Here is a 15258-nt window from a genome sequence, read left to right on the forward strand (position 1 = left end):
AAAAAAGACACGTTTTTTTAAGATAAGCTTCTTTTTCTGAGTTTGGTTTATTTCAATTTGGTTTATTTCAATTTAAATCTGCGACTTATAGCATGCGCGACGGGTGGTGACGACACCAGCCATCAACTAAGTCAAACCTTGGTCTTTGGCTATTTTTTTTGAAATGGCTTCAATGATGTGCATCGCGACTTGGCTCACTTGACCCGACCCTGTCGTGACAATGATGTCAGCCATTTGTGAGTAAATCGGATGGCGAAATTCATGCATTTTTTTCAATGTCCCAAGCGGATCTGGATTCTGCAATAAAGGGCGATTGCGGTCATAACGCGTGCGCACCAACAAGCGTTCGGGTGTGGTCGACAAATACACGACCAAACCGCCCGCTTTCAATGCAGCGCGGTTATCTTCTCGCAACACCGCACCGCCCCCAGTGGAAATAACCACTTGCTGCTTTTCACTGAGTTCTCGGATCATTTTAGCTTCGCGCTCGCGAAAACCTGCTTCACCTTCAATTTCAAAAATAGTGGGCACAGATGCACCGGTGCGGCTGACAATTTCTTCATCCGAATCAAAATAGGGGCGTTTCAATGTGTTGGCCAAAATGCGGCCTACGGTTGACTTACCTGACCCCATGAGGCCGACAAGACTGATGTTGGGCACATCAGCAAACAGTGCTTGTTGAGCCGCCGTGATGGGCAGACTGGAATGAATGCGTTTTTTACTCATTTTTCAGGTTGTGCTAATAATGTGGTGTTGCTCACCGCTAACGGGTGTCCTTGCTCATCGAGCACGTAAGGCGTGAGAAAAATCAGCAACTCAGTTTTTGAGGTGCTTTTATTGGTGGTTTTAAATAAATTGCCAAGCAAAGGGAGATCGCCGAGCAAAGGTACTTTTTCGACGGTATTACCAGTGGACTCTTGATAAATACCGCCAATAACGACTGTGCCGCCGTTTTCGACTTTCACTTTGGTTTTAACATGTTTGGTGTTGATGGTGTAACCCGCTGAAGTCAATGTGCCCACGGAATCTTTGGCCACATCCACATCCATCACCACATCGCCTTTGGGGGTGATTTGAGGGGTGACTTCCAGCTTCAGGCTGGCCTTGCGGAATGACACCGTTGTCGCACCTGAGCTGTTGGCCTGCTGCTGGTACGGGATTTCTGTGCCTTGCTCGATCACAGCGGCGACGTTGTTGCTTGTGACCACCCGAGGACTGGAAATGATTTTACCTTTGCCGTCCGTTTCAAGCGCACTCACCTCTAAGTTGACAAATTGACTCAAACCCGAGCTGTACAAACTCAATGCAAAATTCGCTGCAGATGTGCCCGAGCTGTTGGACAATGCTGGAAAATTAATCATATTACCAACAGTGGTGTCGCTTGTCTGTCCCGTCGCGCCCAGCACATTGCTTAAGGTGCTGCCGACGGTCACACCTGAACGCACGGGAACAGAAATGGTTTTGCTCGAATCCAACGGATCGGTGATGGTGGTGAAACCAGAATGGCTGGCGTTATTAAACCCCAACTTAACACCTAAGCTGCGTGAAAAACTGTCTTCTGCTTCAACAATGCGTGCTTCTATCAAAACTTGACGTGACGGCATGTCCATTTTACGCATCACTTGACGCATTTGATTGACACGATCTGGGGTGTCCATCATCACCAATTGATTGGTGCGGTTGTCCCAAATCACAGCTCCGCCATTGGATAGGAATGATTTGCCATCGGTATTGATCATTTTGCCCACCTCTTCGGCCTTTTGGTATTGCAGCTCAATCACCTCAGGACTGCGATAAATGCCGTCCGATGTGTTGGCCGCGCCCGAGCCATTGCCCAACTCAAAACCCTCACCCCGCACAAAGTATGTGTTTTTATCTTGCTCCACACGCAAGTGTTTTGAACGGGCGATCACGTCCAAGGCCTCTTGCCATGTGGCATCTTTTAAATTCAAGGTGATGTTGCCCGTGACCGAGTCATCCGCCACAATATTAACGCCTGCTGTTTCACCCAACACCTGTAATAAGGCACGGGCGGGGACATCTTGAAAGGAAAAAGCCATGCGTTTTTGAATCGCGTTCAAACTGCTTATGGGGACATTGACGGCTTGCGACCATGCCGCAGAACTCAAACCCAACAAGGTGAGCAAAAGCACCGATTGCCATTTTTTTGAATGATGCACACCAGTCATGACGGAAGCCTTTTTTAAGATTTTAATTTTAATTTCGATCATAGCGCTTCACTTTACCCGCCACTTGCAATTGCATCGTCTGTGCATTCAAAGCAACGACGCGCCAACGACCCTGACCGATCTCATCCCCAACATGCACGCGGTACAAGCGATCTTCAATTTTGATTAGACCCAGCGATGCCTCATCCTGCGTCAGCAACCCCGCATACCGAAACCCATCCAGCCCAACCTGCGACACATCCAAGACTTTGGGAGGTGCAATGGATTGCGGCGCACTGAGCACATCACGACCATAGTTTACTGCACTTGCGGTCTGAGTATTTTGATTGGCCCCCACATTTCCAAAAGCATTAACCCACTCTTTCACCATGCCATCCACGACCACTTTGACATTTTTGAGTGCTGTTTTTTCTGGCTTTTGTGCCAAAAACACCGCTCCCGCAGGTGCGCTGAGCGACACACTGAGCAATCGGCTGTCCTCGTCCACTTGCGCTTGCCCAATTTGAGCTTGGGCATCGGCACGCACCTGAGTGGTCCATGCCCTCACCTCTTCAAGCGATCCGACCAATTCAGGTAAGGCTGGATCAGCACTTGCAACGGGTTTACCCGTACAAGCAGACAAGCCAACCAAAACCAGCCCCAACGCAAGCCCCATCAACGTCAATGCAGTCGCCCTTTGTCTCATGGTTTGACCTCTTGCGCAAAAAACACGCGCGCTTGCCAACGCACCCGCCCAGCGGTATCGCCAGTCAAGGTCATTTCATCCACACCTAACACTTCCTCACGCACAGACATGACCGTAGCCCAATTCAATACATCGTCATATTGACCCACACCACTCACCACTAAAAATCCGACATTTGGATTATTCAGTAACTGATTTTTTTTCTCACCGCTTGTGTCACCACCCGCACTGGGATTGCTGGGGGTGTCATACACGGGCTTCACCGATACTTCAGAGAAATGCTGTGCTTGCGTCACTTTAGCAAACTCACTGAGCCAAGCAGGCAAGCCTGCAATTGGAATGGCTTTGATGCCATGCGATTGAGCCATCGCTTTTTCTCGATCATTTTTAGCGGCGTGTTGAACCATTTGAATGTATTGTTGCTGCAATACTTTTGTTTTGTTTTTTTCAATGTTCAACATGTCATACATTGGCATCAACAAGAACCAAGCCAAACCAGCAGTCAGTAGCATCGCACATAAAGCCAAAAAAAATCGCCGCGGCACATCCGGCCAATGGACAATTTGTGCCACATCCAAATCACGCCAGTGATGACCCGAAGCATTGGGGGGGGAGCCAAGCATGTTCATTTCGCATCCTTTGATGCAGGTGCAGGCTGTGCGGGAACTTCACCAGCACCACCCACAACACCATTCGCAAGGCCCTCTGTCGCAGTGGCCGACGCACTCACAGGTACACCCAGCTCAGCACCAAACAACCATTGGCTTTGCCCCGTTTTATTTTTAACCGCCTCTTGGCCTGCTTTTTTATTTTCAAGCAAGGTGAGCTTCAACAACTTATAGTGACTCATTTTAAGTGCAAATGAATTCATCGCGTTTTTTATGACCTCAGGATCACTCGCTTGACCCGTGATCGTTAACTTCTCATTCGACTGTTTCACTGAAATAAACTTCACATCACTGCTCGAAGATTCGGCCAAAGCCACCAGCCAATTCAACTGTCCGGACCGCTGTGCACGCCACTCATTCTGCAATCGAGCCACTTCAGCATCATGCACCCCAGCCACATCCCCCACCTCACTTTTACCTTGCAAAAGGTGTTGGGCTTGATTCAGTTCGGCATTCACTGCACGAACCTGCGTCGTGCGCCATGTAACCCAAACACTGATCGCCGTAATGGATAAAACCACCAACAACCCAGCAAAAATGGACTCCAACAGCAATTGTCGGCGAGAATCAACCCGCTCTCGGGCATCCACAGGCCACAAATTTAAAAAATATTGACTCATGATTGCACCTGTTGCGTCAAATGCCAAAGACCACCAAAACAATCCACATCATCGTCTTTGTCAAAACCGACAATCTTGGTTTCAGTCACTGCGCGCACGGGTAAACCCAATCGCTGTTGTAATTGCGCACGCGCCAACGACCAATCAACCCCTCCACCAAGGCCATACACAGCACTCACATGGCGCAATCCATCGCCGCCAAGCCAGCGCATCATGGCTGAAGACACCTCTTCAATGACAAAGCGCAGTGGCAAACGCACGGCTGCCGCCCCACCATTCACATCAGTTTGGTACACAAACCCCGCTTGCGCCATCATGTTGGCATCAAACCGACGGCTGAAATAATGCGCTTGCCCAGTGCCATCCACATGCCACATGGACAACTGAGCATATTCAACCCTCAACACAACATATGGCGATTTATTTTCGGGAAAAGCATTCGCCCACACAAAACTTTCTGGTGACACCCAACGGATGCGCCAATTTTCACCAAACACATGAGCATAAGGCGCAATGTCCGACTGGCGCGCAACAGCCAACAATACATTTTGCTCTGCGGCCGTTTTTTTGAATCCCAATCGCGACCAATCGTAATACACATCAGACATCGACAAACCCAATGTCTGTGTAATGTGGCGAGCGACCTGATAATCCAACTCTTCTTGGTTCAAACCATTGGGCAAGGTCAACATGTGCGCATGCACCACATCCGAGGACAGCATCACGGCCACTTGTCCCGCATACCCCTTAAGGCAAGGCGCCACCAGTGGTGCCAAACCCTCAGCAGACAGCAAGCGACCACCTGCAACCACATCAGTAGGAAGTGTCATTGAACCTGAATGAAAAACACGCGCACCTTGGCAAAACACATACCGCAAATCGCTATCGATGAGCTGCACGGCTAAAATGGTGCGTTTTTTATCAAAAATTCGCCAATTGAACAAAAGTTAACCTTTAGTTGGATTCTAGTGCGACGATGTCGCTCAAACGGTACAGGGCACAAAAACACCTCTGTTACTTTTTTAGTCGCTTTATGACACAAAGCACCCGTGCGAGTATACAATAAGCAGCGTTGCCTTGACCTAACTTTTAAGTATAAAAATCACATACAATGAGCATAGAAAACACCCCAACACCCGTGCAAAATGCACCCGAACCCAGCGAAAAGCAGCCAAAGAAAAAAGGCGCTCTGCCATGGCGTATTTTTAAGGGCTTGATGTTGATGGGCGTATTGGGTGCCATCATTTTACCCATCGTTGCCGCCATTTTTATCGCCATGGCTTGGCCGTCACTGCCATCGGTTGATACGCTAAAAGACTATAAACCCCGCATGGCCATGGAAATCTACACCGAGGATGGTCAACTGATTGGCGAATTTGGTGCCGAACGGCGTAAACCCACATCATTCAAAGACACCCCAACCCATCTCAAAAATGCCATTTTGGCGATTGAAGACGCACGCTTCTACGAACACCACGGTGTCGACTACTACGGCCTAGCCCGTGCCGTGATCAACAACATACTGCATCCTGGTGAACCCCAAGGCGCCTCGACCATCACCCAACAATTGGCTAAAAACTTCTTTTTGACCAATGAGCGCACTCTGTCTCGTAAAGCCTACGAGGCCATGATGGCGGTCAAAATTGAAAACAACCTGACCAAAGATGAAATTCTTGAACGCTACATGAATCACATCTATCTGGGTGAGCGTGCATACGGCTTTGCCGCCGCCGCAGACATTTACTTTGGCAAAGAACTCAAAGACCTCACCATCGCTGAATCGGCCATGCTCGCTGCCCTGCCACAAGCGCCCAGCGCAAACAATCCAATTCGCAACCGTGCCAATGCACAATCTCGCCAACAATACGTCCTGCAACGCATGCATGACTTGAACATGATCACGGACGCCGAATATACGCAAGCAAAATCCGAGGTCGTCCGTGTTGTAGACACCAAAGCCGCCTCAATCAACCAACAATACGCGGTGCATGCTGAATACGTTGCTGAAATGGCTCGCCAATTGATGTTTGACCGTTACAAAGAAGCAGCTTACACAGAAGGTTTAAAAGTCTACACCACCATCAACAGCACGGAACAAACGGCTGCTTACAACGGCGTTCGCAATGCCGTGATCAGTTACGATCGACGCAAAGGTTATCATGGCCCAGAAGCCACCTACCCTTTACCAAGCAAACCTGAAGAGCAAACCAAAGCGCTCGACAAGATTTTTGATGAGCACAACGATTTTGATGAAATGCGTGCAGCCGTTGTCACAGCAGTATCAGGCACAGCGATTAAAGCCATCTTGGCCGACGGCGAAAACATCAGCATCACAGGCTCAGGCTTGGGATTGGCTCGAGGTGCGCTCAACCCATCCAGTAAAATTGCCATCAAAGTGGGTTCGGTCATTCGAGTGGTTGAGTCCACAGACGACGCCACATGGCGAATCGCCCAAGTGCCTGAAGTACAAGCCTCATTCGTCGCCATGTCCAGCACAGATGGCGCCATCCGCGCGCTGGTTGGTGGCTTTGATTTCAACTTAAGCAAATTCAACCATGTCACACAAGCCTACCGTCAACCAGGCTCAGGCATCAAACCATTCGTGTACTCATCCGCAATGGAAAAACTCGGCCTCACACCCAACTCAATTGTTGATGACACCCCCATCAAAGTGGGTTCATGGACGCCACAAAACTCGGATGGTCGCTTTTTAGGCCCCATCCCTTTAAGTACAGCATTGGCTGGCTCACGCAACATGGTGTCCATCCGCCTGCTTCAAAGTGTGGGTAACGATTACTTCCGTCAATATGCTTCGCGTTTTGGTTTTGAACCCAACCGAATTGATCAATATTTAACCGTCGCGCTCGGTGCAATTGAAACCACCAGCTGGCAAATGGCAGGTGCATACGGTGTCTTTGCCAATGGCGGTTACAAAGTCAACCCCTACATTATCAGCAAAGTGGTTGACCGCAATGGCGCTGTGATTTTGCAAGCACAACCGAAAAAGGCAGGCGATCCCGCCAACCGCATCATCACTGAGAAAAATGCAGCCATGACGGACTCATTGATGCGAGGCGTGGTGCGCAATGGCACAGCACGCGCAGCGATGGCACTTGGCCGTTCAGACATTGCAGGTAAAACAGGAACCACCAACGATGCCATTGATGCATGGTTCAATGGTTATCAACCCAAACTGGTGGGCATCGCTTGGATGGGCTTTGACAAACCAAAGTCTTTGGGTGAAAGCGAATTTGGCGGCACATTGGCACTGCCCATCTGGATGAACTACATGCGCGTCGCATTGAATAAACAAAAAATTGAAAACCGCACAGACAGCTTTGACAGCGGCAACAACCTGTCCACAGGCGCTACGGGCAATGGTGGCGGGCACGCCAACAAAGCCCCTGAAGAACTCAATGTCGACAGCAATGCCGTCCCACCGTCCAACAGCGAAGCACGTCAAGCCGCAGAAAAGGTCAATGAAGCAGACGTCAAAGAAGCGGCCAAACCAAAAGCAGCAGGCCCAGACCCTCTGGCACCCTTTGTCTACAAGCCACCGGTTGCACAACCTGTAAAACCATAAAACATAGTGCAAAAAAAGCGAACCGTTGGTTCGCTTTTTTTATTGCTTTGTTGATGGGGTGAACACAGCACACACAACACCAAAAACTGCACCCATCACTCAGTCTTATCACTCAACCCCATCAACAGTCCCATCACACAGTCACAACTCAACCTGATCTTTTGGTGCTTTTTTAGCCACGCGCCGCTCTTTAAAAAACTGTTGCAACACCGCACGTGCCTCATCCGCCAAAACCCCACCGATCGGTTGGGTGTGGTGATTCACTTGTTCATTTTGAAACACATTCATCACCGACCCCGCCACACCTGTTTTATGATCATACGCACCAAACACCACCCGACGGATGCGTGCATGCATCATCGCACCCGCACACATCAAGCAAGGCTCTAAAGTCACGAACAATTCACACTCAGGCAAACGGTAATTGTTTAACATTAAACCAGCCGCCCGCAAAGCCTGCATTTCAGCGTGCGCCGTTGCATCATGTAAACCGATGGGTTGATTAAATCCTGTTGCCACCACGACATCATGGCAGACCACAACAGCACCCACAGGCACTTCACCCGCAGCATAAGCCAAGCGCGCAGCCTCCAATGCAAGCCCCATAAAATAGGCATCGCGCTCCTCAGGAGAGCCCCAAGAAAGCATCCCACTGGACATGTTAAACCCGCACCAAGTTGTTGCGATGAATCAACTCTGCCTCATCCGCATCACGGCCAAGCAATTGTTCAAATGCATCACTGGCATGACGGGCAATGCGCACGGCATCACCACTGCTGTAATTCACCAAGCCGCGAGCAACTTCAATGCCCGCCTCATCGACACAGGCCACCACATCGCCACGCTCAAACACACCACGCACTTGCAGCACACCAATCGGTAAGACGCTCTTCCCACTTTCTCTTACGGCACGCACCGCCCCTGCATCCAGCACCACCTGACCGCGCAATTGCAAATGATCGGCCAGCCATTGCTGGCGTGCCGTGAGCAAAGCCACACTGGCGGTTAACTCCGTGCCAATCCGTTCTCCACTCGCCAAACGTGGCAACACATGTGCCTCACGACCGCTGACAATGACTGTGTGCGCACCACTTCTCATGGCACGCTTGGCCGCCAACACTTTGGTCAACATGCCGCCCGTGCCAATGTTGCTCCCCGCACCGCCCGCCATTTGCTCCAACGTCAGCAAGCCTGCGGGTGCCGTTTGAATCAATTCAGCCGCAGGGTTTTTGCGTGGATCTGCGGTGAACAAACCCGCTTGATCGGTCAAAATAACCAAGACATCGGCCTCAATCAAATTCGCCACCAAGGCACCCAATGTGTCGTTGTCCCCCACTTTAATTTCATCGGTGATCACGGTGTCATTTTCATTGATGATCGGCACCACACCCAAGCGCAGCAACGTGAACATCGCCGAGCGTGCATTCAAATAGCGTGCGCGATCAGCCAAATCGGCATGGGTCAATAAAATCTGCGCGGTCGTGATGCCATGAGCTGCAAACTTGCTTTCATACACCTGCACCAACCCCATTTGCCCCACCGCCGCCGCCGCTTGTAACTCGTCAATATTGGTCGGACGCTTGTGCCAACCCAATCGCTTCATGCCCTCAGCAATGGCACCACTGGACACCAGCACGACCTCTTTGCCCAATGCGCGCAAGGCCGAAATCTGCGCGGCCCAATTGGCAATTGCATCGGCATCAACACCGCGCCCTTCATTGGTCACAAGGCTGCTACCCACTTTCACAACCACGCGCTTGGCCAATTTTAAAGCCGAAGCCGTCGCTAAATCAGCAGCGAGATTCCAATCGCTCATGCCTGCCCCTCAACGTCTCCATCCAAATGAGCTTGTCGATCCAAACGCGCCTCAATCGCCGCCGCTTTTGCAGCACGGATCTGCTCCATGCGCACTTGCGCCTCGCGATCGGCAATGATTTTCGCTGCTTTTTCAACCTGCTCGCGCTCTTGTTTCGCGCGATCCTCTTCGAATTTCACTTGATCGACGAAATTTTGTACTTCGCGCATCAACTCTTCCGTTCCCTCACGGGTCGCCGCCGAAATTTGAAACACACGCCCCGTCCAACCGTACGCCTCAACAAACGCCGCCACACGTTCAGCGCGCTCATCTTCAGCAATCATATCCAGCTTATTCAACACCAACCAGCGCGGTTTATCATACAAAGCAGGGTCGTATTTGCGCAACTCTTCCACAATCGCGCGAGCTTCATACACAGGATCGGTGTGCTCATCCATCGGTGCCAAATCAACCAAATGCAGCAACACGCGCGTGCGCTGCAAATGTTTCAGGAAACGATGCCCCAAACCCGCACCATCGGCCGCACCCTCAATCACACCGGGAATGTCGGCAATCACAAAACTGCGCTCAATGCCTGTACGAACCACGCCCAGATTGGGGTGCAGGGTCGTGAATGGATAATCCGCGATTTTCGGTTTCGCATTCGACACCGCCGTAATCAAGGTTGACTTACCCGCATTTGGCATGCCCAGCAAACCCACATCCGCCAAAACTTTCAATTCCAAGCGCAAAGAAAAACGCTCACCCGCCGTACCTGGCGTTGACTGGCGGGGCGTGCGATTGGTTGATGATTTAAAGTGAATGTTACCCAAACCACCTTCACCGCCCTTTGCCAACAAAATACGCTCGCCATTGACCGCCAAATCATGCAACAACTCACCCGATTCGCCATCGTAAATCATCGTGCCCACAGGCAATTTCAGGGTGATGTCATCGCCACCTTTGCCATAACAATCCGAACCACGCCCCGCTTCACCTTGTTGCGCCAAAAACTTCTTGGTATAACGATAGTCAATCAAGGTGTTCAGGTTATCATCCGCTTGCGCATACACACTGCCGCCCACGCCGCCATCTCCGCCATCAGGACCACCATCAGGTTTATTTTTTTCCCGACGAAAACTCGCCACGCCCTTGCCGCCATTGCCCGCGATGACGTCAATATTTGCTTCGTCAATGAATTTCATTGTTTAATCCAATCTATTTATTGTGTTATGTTTGGTTATTTCTGGGTATTTTTATAAAGAATGTCTGATATTGCATGGCGCATCACCACATTGACTTCGCCACGCAACCATGTAAGGTGACGGTCTCAGCTTCATGCCCACCCTACAAAGCCAGTGAACCAGCATGCTGGCCCGCTTCAAAACCAACCACATCATTCATTTTTCACCATGATTTGGCATGAGCTTCACTCAAATACACCCAACATCACTCACAAAAATACCCGCATCTGTTCCATTATAAACGCACTCAAACGTTCACCCACAAAAAAAGCCCCATGTCTGGGGCTTTTTTATGCAATGCAATCGAATCGATTAAGACACGACGCTCACAGTGCGGCGTTTTTGTGCGCCTTTAACTGCGAATTGCACTTTGCCTTCAACCAAAGCAAACAAGGTGTGGTCTTTACCCATGCCCACGCCTTCACCTGCATGGTACTCAGTACCACGTTGGCGAATGATGATGTTGCCAGGAACGATGTGTTCGCCGCCATACATTTTCACGCCCAAGCGTTTCGATTCCGATTCACGACCATTTCGCGTCGAGCCGCCGCCCTTCTTTTGTGCCATGATGACATCCTTTACATAATTTTCAAACCCGATGCACTTCTCGCACATCAGCGTTAAATCAAACTTGCCGACAAAAACCGATTAAGCGTTAACTGTTTCGATAACGATTTCAGTGTAGTTTTGACGGTGACCTTGGCGTTTTTGGTAATGCTTACGACGGCGCATTTTAAAAATGCGAACTTTGTCGTGACGACCTTGAGACAAGACCTTAGCTACCACAGAAGCACCTGACACCAACGGCGTACCCACAACCAAACCTTCGCCAGAACCCACGGCCAAGACTTCGTTCAAGGTAATTTGTTGTCCAACGTCAGCAGTGATCTGTTCTATTTTCAATTTTTGACCAGCGATAACGCGATACTGCTTACCACCAGTTTTTATGACTGCGTACATGAATATTCCTTAAATTTAAACCCCTCTTTACGCACCATTGCGAAAAGAGGGTCAATTGTATAAGGTTTTCTTAAAGAAATCAAGTAAAACAATCTGTTAGCATTTTTTGACGGCATTGATTTGCGTTTTAACGCCTTTTTTGTTGGGCTTTTCCGACAACCTCAATCCAAGCAAATGAATCGAAACTAGCTTTTTACTTTTTTCGACTCACTACCAAAGTGTCTACGTTTCCAATCCTCAACATCTTTATTCATCAATGCTTATTTGACCAACGCGCTTATATTTCCATCATCTCAAAATCTTCTTTGCGCGCACCACACTCAGGACAAGTCCAATTCATCGGCACGTCTTCCCACTTTGTACCTGGAGCAATGTCATCCTCTGGAGAGCCCAGCTCTTCATCATAAACCCAACCGCAAATTAAGCACATCCACGTTTTCATGTTATTCCTTTTTTATTTTACAAATCCATTCAAATGCGCATTATCGCATCACAAACGGGTACAATATTACCATCGAATGACCGTGTTTAAATAGGGCTTTTGCCGTAATTTTCAAGTTTTGAATGTTTAGATTGAACTTACACACAATCCGATGGACGAGTTGATTTTGATTTGTTTTTTCTAGATTTTGTGCAAGCTTTTCAATCAAACCCCCAATATTAACACGCACAAAGTGCGTTTATTGCTTTGCACTTAACACTAAAGAGAACGCCATGAGCTACCCCATTGTTTTGAGCTTCAACGCCCATGATCCCACAGGCGGGGCTGGCATCGCTGCCGATGCACTCACCTGCGCCAGCTTAGAAGCCTCAGCTTTTACTGTGCCCACCGCGTTATTGACGGGTGACTTTTCTCAATTGGATGCGGTCTGCCCTTTGGATGCCGAATGGATCGACGATCAAGCACGCACGCTGCTTGAAGACTCTGTGATTCACGCCATAAAAATAGGCGTGTTGCCCGACCTCAACATGGTGCGCGTGATCGCCGAAATCATCTCAGATTACCCACAAGTCCCCGTCATTCTTGCCCCCTCCATCCTCGTCGCAGACGATGACGAGGACAACGATGCCGACGACATCATTCGCGCCATTCATGAACTGATTGTGCCCAACACGCATTTGCTGATCGCACAAAAATCCTTACTGGCGCAGCTGGCTGAAATCAAACACGATTTTTCCAGCATCGCCAAAAACGATCCCGCCGCACTTGCGCGCGCTCATGTGCAAGCCATTCTGGGCATGGGTTGCGAATACGTGCTGTTGACCGATGCTTTTGCGCCCGAGCCACAAGTGGTGCATCAACTGTTTCATGATGACGGCCTGTTGCGCTCAGACGCTTTTGTGCGTTTGCCCGATTCTTTTTTGGGTGCAAACAGCACATTATCGGCAGCGATTACCGCGCTCATTGCCCACGGCCAACCCACCCCACAAGCTGTCGGTGAAGGTTTGGAATTCACGTGGCAAACATTAAAGCATGGCATCAACATGGGCATGGGCAAAAAAATTCCCGATCGCTTTTATTGGACACGAGAAGGCGATGAAGCAAAGGCGACAACTGAGCCTCAAAAAACCGTGGGCGGTAAACGCCCCACGCCATCGCCAAGCACATTGCAATAAACCCACGACAATGGGAACTCGCACCGTCTCAGCCAATCAAAGCTTTTGGCAAGCGGTGCGACGACCCATCGGCTCACACGGATCAACAGTACGTGGGGTTAATCGAACGACAGCCTAAACTTGACACATCGACGAGTTTCACGACAAAAGGTCAAACAGACGGTCAAACAAACAGTAAATGACAAAACAGTAAATGCATTTGAGCGCATGCCATCCATGCCACCAAACGCACACATCACCGACCACACACAATCACCGCAACCACTTTAAATCCCGATTCCGAAACCACTCCATTTTTTATCTCATGAACATCACTTTTCAACACCCCAACCCACTGTCCGACACACTCATCGCACAACTCACCCATGCCCTTCCGGGTGAATTGCGCCGCATCAGCCCGAACTGCGTCAAACTAGAAAACACCCTGTTCGACCCCACCATTCGTGCACGCCTCACCGCTGAAGCGCAAACAGCAGGCATCGACATCGCACTGCTCGAACGCACTTACACATGGTCGGACTTCAAACTGCTCGCCATGGACATGGACTCCACCGTCATCAACATCGAATGCATCGATGAAATGGCCGACATGTGTGGTAAAAAAGCCGAAGTGGCCGCCATCACCGAAGCCGCCATGCGCGGTGAAATCACCGATTTCAATGACAGCCTGCGCCGCCGTCTCGCCATCCTTGCGGGCACAGACGCCAGCATCCTGCAACGCGTCCTCGACGAACGCCTACAACTCAATCCTGGGGCAGAGCAACTGGTCGCCGCCGCCCACGCGCACGGCCTGCAAACCCTGCTCGTTTCAGGCGGCTTCACCTTTTTCACCGATGCCGTACAGAAACGCCTCCAACTCACCCACACACGTTCAAACGCACTTGAAATCATCGACCACACCCTCACAGGCCGCGTCACCAGCACCATCGTCAACGCCGACATCAAAGCCGAAACGGTGCAAGCGCACTGCGACGCCCTCAATGTCCCAAGCAGCAGCGCGATCTGTATGGGCGATGGCGCCAATGACTTGACCATGATGGGCATCAGCGGCCTGTCCGTCGCCTACCACGCCAAACCGCGCGTGCAAGCGCAGGCCATGGTCAGCTTTAACCACATGGGTTTGGATGGATTGATTCAGATTTTGGAGTAAATGAGGGAGATGCGACAAAAGCCACGAAAATGGCTTTTGAGAGGACAGTAAGATAATCCCATTAAGTCGAGCGCTGATACACACACTGGAAAAATCATACGTTAAAGTGAAACGCATGAATCGCTCCTGTCATGTCATGCCGTGCTTGACGCGTCGGACGATTAAAGCTCTGATTGCAAGTAAAATTGCGATCAAGGAAAGTATTCAAATAAATATGAAAATCTTCACATATAAAAAATAGGCTCTTACGAGCCTATTTTTTATAAAGTGCATTAATATTAGCAAATGCCTTGCGCCTGACACGTCCCACCAACAACCCATGTCACACCATTAGCAGCACCCGCAGCAACAATCGCAGGTGTTAATGTATAAGTAAACACACCCGCTTGATTTTGAGACGTGGCAGTAATGACACCATTAACAACCACCACACTCGCCACATTATTACTAGCCGCTGCATTTGCTGGAATACCATTCGTAGCCGCATTACAATTGCCAAGAACACCTTGAACCTGCAAACAACTCTCAACCGCTGTCTTATATGGCGATGTTGCATTCACCACCTCAACAAAACGTGCACGTTGAATCTGAGTCTGCAAACGCGGCACAGCCAAACTCGCCAACACGCCAATCACGGCGATGACCACCAACAACTCCAAAAGGGTAAAGCCCAATTGATTATGTAATTTTTTATTCAGCAAACGACCGTTCATATTAACTCCACCTTTGATATAGTTACACTGGTAA

General features: G+C 49.8%; 16 protein-coding genes. 3 read left to right on the top strand and 13 right to left on the bottom strand.

Features of this window, described 5'->3' with window-relative positions; translation table 11 throughout:
* Positions 1 to 126: 126 nt before the first annotated feature.
* Genes DTO96_RS11510 through pilM form a run of 6 tightly spaced genes read right to left on the bottom strand, consistent with a single transcriptional unit; the run spans position 127 to position 4992 of the window.
* Positions 127 to 726 (bottom strand): shikimate kinase, encoded by a 600-nt coding sequence (locus tag DTO96_RS11510; protein ID WP_114563629.1) that lies wholly within the window; start codon positions 724 to 726, stop codon positions 127 to 129.
* The gene (locus DTO96_RS11515; protein WP_192878993.1) at positions 723 to 2189 is read right to left on the bottom strand and encodes a type IV pilus secretin PilQ; all 1467 of its coding nucleotides are present in this window, start codon (positions 2187 to 2189) and stop codon (positions 723 to 725) included. Before DTO96_RS11515 ends, DTO96_RS11510 begins: the two co-directional genes overlap by 4 nt.
* Positions 2190 to 2217: 28 nt before the next feature.
* Positions 2218 to 2874 (bottom strand): hypothetical protein, encoded by a 657-nt coding sequence (locus DTO96_RS11520; protein ID WP_157964431.1) that lies wholly within the window; start codon positions 2872 to 2874, stop codon positions 2218 to 2220.
* Positions 2871 to 3503, bottom strand: a complete 633-nt coding sequence (locus DTO96_RS11525) for a hypothetical protein (RefSeq protein ID WP_114563632.1) — start codon at positions 3501 to 3503, stop codon at positions 2871 to 2873. Before DTO96_RS11525 ends, DTO96_RS11520 begins: the two co-directional genes overlap by 4 nt.
* Entirely contained in the window at positions 3500 to 4162 is a 663-nt protein-coding gene (locus DTO96_RS11530) for a PilN family protein (RefSeq protein WP_114563633.1), read from the bottom strand. The genes DTO96_RS11525 and DTO96_RS11530 overlap by 4 nt, the downstream gene beginning before the upstream one ends.
* Positions 4159 to 4992 carry a pilus assembly protein PilM gene (gene pilM, locus DTO96_RS11535; protein WP_157964432.1) on the bottom strand — a complete coding sequence of 278 codons (834 nt, stop codon included), beginning with the start codon at positions 4990 to 4992 and terminating at the stop codon, positions 4159 to 4161. The genes DTO96_RS11530 and pilM overlap by 4 nt, the downstream gene beginning before the upstream one ends.
* A 281-nt stretch (positions 4993 to 5273) precedes the next feature.
* Between pilM and DTO96_RS11540 the strand changes: the two genes are divergently transcribed.
* Entirely contained in the window at positions 5274 to 7745 is a 2472-nt protein-coding gene (locus tag DTO96_RS11540; RefSeq protein ID WP_114563635.1) for a penicillin-binding protein 1A, read from the top strand.
* A gap of 141 nt (positions 7746 to 7886) precedes the next feature.
* Here DTO96_RS11540 and tadA read toward each other — a convergent pair whose 3' ends face one another.
* From tadA to DTO96_RS11570, 6 genes are all read right to left on the bottom strand, one after another.
* Positions 7887 to 8405 (bottom strand): tRNA adenosine(34) deaminase TadA, encoded by a 519-nt coding sequence (tadA, locus tag DTO96_RS11545; protein WP_114563636.1) that lies wholly within the window; start codon positions 8403 to 8405, stop codon positions 7887 to 7889.
* A gap of 1 nt (position 8406) precedes the next feature.
* On the bottom strand, positions 8407 to 9561 hold the full coding sequence (proB, locus tag DTO96_RS11550; protein WP_114563637.1) for a glutamate 5-kinase: 1155 nt from the start codon (positions 9559 to 9561) through the stop codon (positions 8407 to 8409).
* Complete coding sequence (gene cgtA, locus DTO96_RS11555; protein ID WP_114563638.1) at positions 9558 to 10745, bottom strand: Obg family GTPase CgtA; 1188 nt, start codon at positions 10743 to 10745, stop codon at positions 9558 to 9560. The genes proB and cgtA overlap by 4 nt, the downstream gene beginning before the upstream one ends.
* A 351-nt stretch (positions 10746 to 11096) precedes the next feature.
* Positions 11097 to 11351, bottom strand: a complete 255-nt coding sequence (rpmA, locus tag DTO96_RS11560) for a 50S ribosomal protein L27 (RefSeq protein ID WP_114563639.1) — start codon at positions 11349 to 11351, stop codon at positions 11097 to 11099.
* A gap of 81 nt (positions 11352 to 11432) precedes the next feature.
* Positions 11433 to 11744 carry a 50S ribosomal protein L21 gene (gene rplU, locus DTO96_RS11565; protein ID WP_114563640.1) on the bottom strand — a complete coding sequence of 104 codons (312 nt, stop codon included), beginning with the start codon at positions 11742 to 11744 and terminating at the stop codon, positions 11433 to 11435.
* Positions 11745 to 12021: 277 nt separating this feature from the next.
* Positions 12022 to 12186: a rubredoxin gene (locus DTO96_RS11570; RefSeq protein ID WP_114563641.1), complete on the bottom strand. Its 165-nt coding sequence runs from the start codon at positions 12184 to 12186 to the stop codon at positions 12022 to 12024.
* Positions 12187 to 12458: 272 nt separating this feature from the next.
* On the opposite strand from DTO96_RS11570, the gene thiD reads away from it, so the two are divergent.
* Both thiD and serB read left to right on the top strand, forming a co-directional pair.
* The gene (gene thiD / locus DTO96_RS11575; RefSeq protein ID WP_114563642.1) at positions 12459 to 13361 is read left to right on the top strand and encodes a bifunctional hydroxymethylpyrimidine kinase/phosphomethylpyrimidine kinase; all 903 of its coding nucleotides are present in this window, start codon (positions 12459 to 12461) and stop codon (positions 13359 to 13361) included.
* Between the two features lie 304 nt (positions 13362 to 13665).
* On the top strand, positions 13666 to 14511 hold the full coding sequence (serB, locus tag DTO96_RS11580; RefSeq protein WP_114564045.1) for a phosphoserine phosphatase SerB: 846 nt from the start codon (positions 13666 to 13668) through the stop codon (positions 14509 to 14511).
* A 278-nt stretch (positions 14512 to 14789) separates the two neighbouring features.
* Here serB and DTO96_RS11585 read toward each other — a convergent pair whose 3' ends face one another.
* Positions 14790 to 15224: a pilin gene (locus DTO96_RS11585; RefSeq protein ID WP_114563643.1), complete on the bottom strand. Its 435-nt coding sequence runs from the start codon at positions 15222 to 15224 to the stop codon at positions 14790 to 14792.
* Positions 15225 to 15258: the final 34 nt, after the last annotated feature.

Source organism: Ephemeroptericola cinctiostellae (assembly GCF_003339525.1).
In the GTDB taxonomy this organism is placed as follows: Bacteria; Pseudomonadota; Gammaproteobacteria; order Burkholderiales; family Burkholderiaceae; genus Hydromonas; species Hydromonas cinctiostellae.

What these genes read in the sequence shown, in the direction of transcription:
- DTO96_RS11510 (WP_114563629.1), bottom strand. Translation starts at nt 726, where the DNA reads ATGAGTAAAAAACGCATTCATTCCAGTCTGCCCATCACGGCGGCTCAA.
- DTO96_RS11515 (WP_192878993.1), bottom strand. Translation starts at nt 2,189, where the DNA reads ATGACTGGTGTGCATCATTCAAAAAAATGGCAATCGGTGCTTTTGCTC.
- DTO96_RS11520 (WP_157964431.1), bottom strand. Translation starts at nt 2,874, where the DNA reads ATGAGACAAAGGGCGACTGCATTGACGTTGATGGGGCTTGCGTTGGGG.
- DTO96_RS11525 (WP_114563632.1), bottom strand. Translation starts at nt 3,503, where the DNA reads ATGAACATGCTTGGCTCCCCCCCCAATGCTTCGGGTCATCACTGGCGT.
- DTO96_RS11530 (WP_114563633.1), bottom strand. Translation starts at nt 4,162, where the DNA reads ATGAGTCAATATTTTTTAAATTTGTGGCCTGTGGATGCCCGAGAGCGG.
- pilM (WP_157964432.1), bottom strand. Translation starts at nt 4,992, where the DNA reads ATGACACTTCCTACTGATGTGGTTGCAGGTGGTCGCTTGCTGTCTGCT.
- DTO96_RS11540 (WP_114563635.1), top strand. Translation starts at nt 5,274, where the DNA reads ATGAGCATAGAAAACACCCCAACACCCGTGCAAAATGCACCCGAACCC.
- tadA (WP_114563636.1), bottom strand. Translation starts at nt 8,405, where the DNA reads ATGTCCAGTGGGATGCTTTCTTGGGGCTCTCCTGAGGAGCGCGATGCC.
- proB (WP_114563637.1), bottom strand. Translation starts at nt 9,561, where the DNA reads ATGAGCGATTGGAATCTCGCTGCTGATTTAGCGACGGCTTCGGCTTTA.
- cgtA (WP_114563638.1), bottom strand. Translation starts at nt 10,745, where the DNA reads ATGAAATTCATTGACGAAGCAAATATTGACGTCATCGCGGGCAATGGC.
- rpmA (WP_114563639.1), bottom strand. Translation starts at nt 11,351, where the DNA reads ATGGCACAAAAGAAGGGCGGCGGCTCGACGCGAAATGGTCGTGAATCG.
- rplU (WP_114563640.1), bottom strand. Translation starts at nt 11,744, where the DNA reads ATGTACGCAGTCATAAAAACTGGTGGTAAGCAGTATCGCGTTATCGCT.
- DTO96_RS11570 (WP_114563641.1), bottom strand. Translation starts at nt 12,186, where the DNA reads ATGAAAACGTGGATGTGCTTAATTTGCGGTTGGGTTTATGATGAAGAG.
- thiD (WP_114563642.1), top strand. Translation starts at nt 12,459, where the DNA reads ATGAGCTACCCCATTGTTTTGAGCTTCAACGCCCATGATCCCACAGGC.
- serB (WP_114564045.1), top strand. Translation starts at nt 13,666, where the DNA reads ATGAACATCACTTTTCAACACCCCAACCCACTGTCCGACACACTCATC.
- DTO96_RS11585 (WP_114563643.1), bottom strand. Translation starts at nt 15,224, where the DNA reads ATGAACGGTCGTTTGCTGAATAAAAAATTACATAATCAATTGGGCTTT.